The 3071-nt window shown below is 63.0% G+C and carries 2 protein-coding genes and 2 pseudogenes; 1 reads left to right on the top strand and 3 read right to left on the bottom strand.

Annotated elements, in window-relative coordinates:
- Positions 1–1885, bottom strand: a pseudogene (gene mobQ, locus VSX60_RS22100) (MobQ family relaxase); the annotation flags it as partial.
- 218 nt (positions 1886–2103) lie between these two features.
- On the opposite strand from mobQ, the pseudogene VSX60_RS22095 reads away from it, so the two are divergent.
- Positions 2104–2292: pseudogene (locus tag VSX60_RS22095) on the top strand (transposase); the annotation flags it as partial.
- A 229-nt stretch (positions 2293–2521) separates the two neighbouring features.
- On the opposite strand, the gene VSX60_RS22090 reads toward VSX60_RS22095, so the two are convergent.
- Entirely contained in the window at positions 2522–2863 is a 342-nt protein-coding gene (locus VSX60_RS22090; RefSeq protein WP_327626390.1) for a hypothetical protein, read from the bottom strand.
- Positions 2860–3071 (bottom strand): DnaJ C-terminal domain-containing protein (locus tag VSX60_RS22085; RefSeq protein ID WP_327626389.1); only part of this gene is annotated, 212 nt, incomplete at its 5' end. The genes VSX60_RS22085 and VSX60_RS22090, both read right to left, overlap by 4 nt.

The following is a 3071-nucleotide window of genomic DNA, read 5'->3' as shown; positions in this document are numbered from 1 at the left end:
TTGAGGGCGCGCACCTCGGCATTGGTATGGGTGAGGATGATCCGGCTGCGATCCGGTTCGGCCTGCCGGTCGCGGTCCCAGCGGTCGATCAGATCATCGCGCGCCTGTTTCCGCGTTTGAGCCTCATGCACCATGTCATGACTGTCATAGGCATGAATCGCATTGCCGGTTCTGCCGGTCGCCAGATTGCGTGTGGCGTCGCGCTGCCAGTCGTCGCGCTGGCGGCGAACTTCGCTGATTTCCGCGCCGCCGTGGCGCTCATGGATCGAGCGGAAGGCTGCGCCCGCTTCGATGGATTGCAATTGCCGCGGATCGCCGACCAGGACGATCTTCGCGCCGGCGTCGGCGGCATGGGACAGCACGCGCTCCATCTGGCGCGTGCCGACCATGCCGGCTTCATCGATCACCAGCACATCGCTGGACGTGAGCAGATCGCGACCGTTCCGCCAGCCATGTTCCATGCTGGCAATGGTGCGTGATGCAATGCCCGATCCGCTCTGGAGGGCTTCCGCCGCGATGCCGGACAGAGCGATGCCGCGAACGTCATAGCCCGACGCCTCCCAGGCTTCCCGCGCCACGCCCAGCATCGCGCTCTTTCCCGTTCCGGCATGGCCAATAACGATACCGAGATCGCGTCCGTCGGTGACATGAGCCAGCGCATCGGCCTGTTGGTCGGAGAGGACAAGGCCGCGCTGTTCGGCATGCGCCAGTGCGGCCACTGTGTACCTGTCATCGACCTCATGGCGTTCGATCCCGGCCATGAGTTCGGCGGCACGGTGCAGGCGCTGTTCGGCTACGATCATGTCGCGGGTCGTAAAACGATCTTCGCCGCGTCGGTCCCGTCCCAGTTCGACCAGATCGGGCGCGTTTCTGATGGCATGTGTCACCGCATTGAACTGGTCGATGCCGTCGCTGTGCCGATGCGCGAACCGCGCCATCTCGCGCCGCGTGAAGGTCGATTGCTGATGCGTGATCGCATCCAAGNGAACTGGTCGATGCCGTCGCTGTGCCGATGCGCGAACCGCGCCATCTCGCGCCGCGTGAAGGTCGATTGCTGATGCGTGATCGCATCCAAGGCGAGGGACGGATCGGCGATGATGCGTTGGCCATTGTCGCGGGCGATCTGCCGGTGCATCTCGGCCCGATCCGCAACGGTGGCGGCCGCCTCGATCCCTTCGCCTTTGACACGACGTGTCTCGATGCCTTCGTCCGCGACACGACGTGCCTCGACACGATGTGTCTCGATCCGCTGCGCGGGTGCGCCGATCTGGCTTTGCGGCTCAAGCCCGATGCCCTGTGCTTCAAGGCTGCGATGATCGATCCGCGCATCGATGTCGAGTTCGACCAGCCGCTCGTTGGCAAGCTCCGCCCAGCGTTCGCGCCACCGCTCCACCATCTCGGTGCGATTCCAGTCGCGGACCTTCCGGCCAAAGCCGTTCTCGTCCACCGAGCGCATGGTAAGCATGACATGGGCATGGGGCTTGGGCGTGCTGTCCTCGCCCATGTCCCAATGCACATTGAGGTCGGCGATCATGCCCTGGTCGACGAATTCCGATTGTACGAAGTCGCGGGCGAGTTCGATGCCCTGCGCCTTGCTCATCTCGCGCGGGATGGCGAACTCCACTTCGCGGGCGAGCTGGGCGTCCTTGCGGACCTCGAAGGCTTCGACGTCGTTCCACAGTCGTTCGCGGTCGCTCCATGCCTCGGGCGCACCACCCGGCAGCAGCACCTCGGAATGGACGACGCCGCGCTTGGCGGAAAAGTCCTGAACGCGGTCAATCCGCTCGCCGCGCATCCGCGAGGCGGAACGGTAGGCGGCGGAGGCCACCGCGCTGCTCCCGGCCTTGCGGCCAATGACCTTGACGTGAAGATGATAGATCGCCATCGCGATCAAGCATTGGCACGGTCAAACGCACGTCGGAACGACGTATAAGCGCGCCCTCCCTCGAAAAAATATCGGGATGGACCGGCGCGTGCCAGACCGTCCCGACAACCTTACAGCATTGCGGCAGGCGCTCAACTAACATCGCTGCATCGACAGCTTATGGAGGATGCCATGCGCAAGCCACGGGACTATGACGCGGAACTGAAAGCTCTCGAAGGTTCCTGCCGAAATACTCGCCCGATCTCAATCCGATCGAGCAGCTCTTCGCCAAACTGAAGCACTTCCTGCGAAAAGCCGCCGAGCGAAACCGCGACGCCGTCTGCGACGCAATCGGCCACATCCTCGCGTCAATCTCACCGCTCGAATGCACGAACTATCTCGTCAATGCAGGATATGCCCGGACTTAATCTCATCCCGCTCTAAGGAACAGGCCGGGGAGGAACCCAACCTTTTCGTGGTGCCGCCTGAGCGGTCTGGCTGATGAGGAATGGCGGGTGATCGAGCTTCACCTTCCGCCTGACCATACCATCGGACCGCCTTACGCCTGGCCAATGCCTGAGATCGTAAATGTGATGTTTTCTTTGATACGCGGCATCTCCACGATGAACCTCTCAGTCCCTGCGGTCCACCTTGCCGTCACTCCGTCTCAGGCGATCGGTTACCCGGCGACAGAGCCGCGATGATCGCCTTCTGGATGGGCTCGTCCTGCGCCGCGACAGCGGCGGTCAGCGACAACAGGCGTTGCCGGGTCTCATAGAGCTGATCGGCCAAAGACAAGACCACCGGCAGGGTCTCCGCGTCGATCTCCAGGTCGTAATGCAGCGTGCAGATGAAGCGGACCCGGGCGCATTCCATGTCCGAAAAGGCGAGGGGCCCCCCATCCGGCTCGGCCGAAACGAGTTCATCGCGGAGCCAAGCCTCGAGATCGTTTCGCTGCAGCGCCGAGATGGCCGCGACAAGCGCGTCGATACCCGTCATGTCAGCATCTCCTTGCGCGGGTCCAGCCGGGTCTTTGGCTCCCATGTCTCCAGAAATGCGACCAGTTCTGGCTCCTCGGCCGCGGGAAGGACGATTTTGAGGGTGATCAGCTGATGCCCGCGCTGACCGGTCTTGTGGTTGCGGATTCCTCTCTCGCGAAGCCGCAACGTTGTGCCGGTATTGGACCACTTAGGAACGGTCACCTTGA

The sequence above is a fragment of the Aurantimonas sp. A3-2-R12 genome (assembly GCF_036016755.1).
In the GTDB taxonomy this organism is placed as follows: domain Bacteria; phylum Pseudomonadota; class Alphaproteobacteria; order Rhizobiales; family Rhizobiaceae; genus Aurantimonas; species Aurantimonas coralicida_A.
The sequence above is the reverse complement of the archived record's forward strand: the minus strand, read 5'-3'. Positions and strand labels throughout refer to the sequence as shown.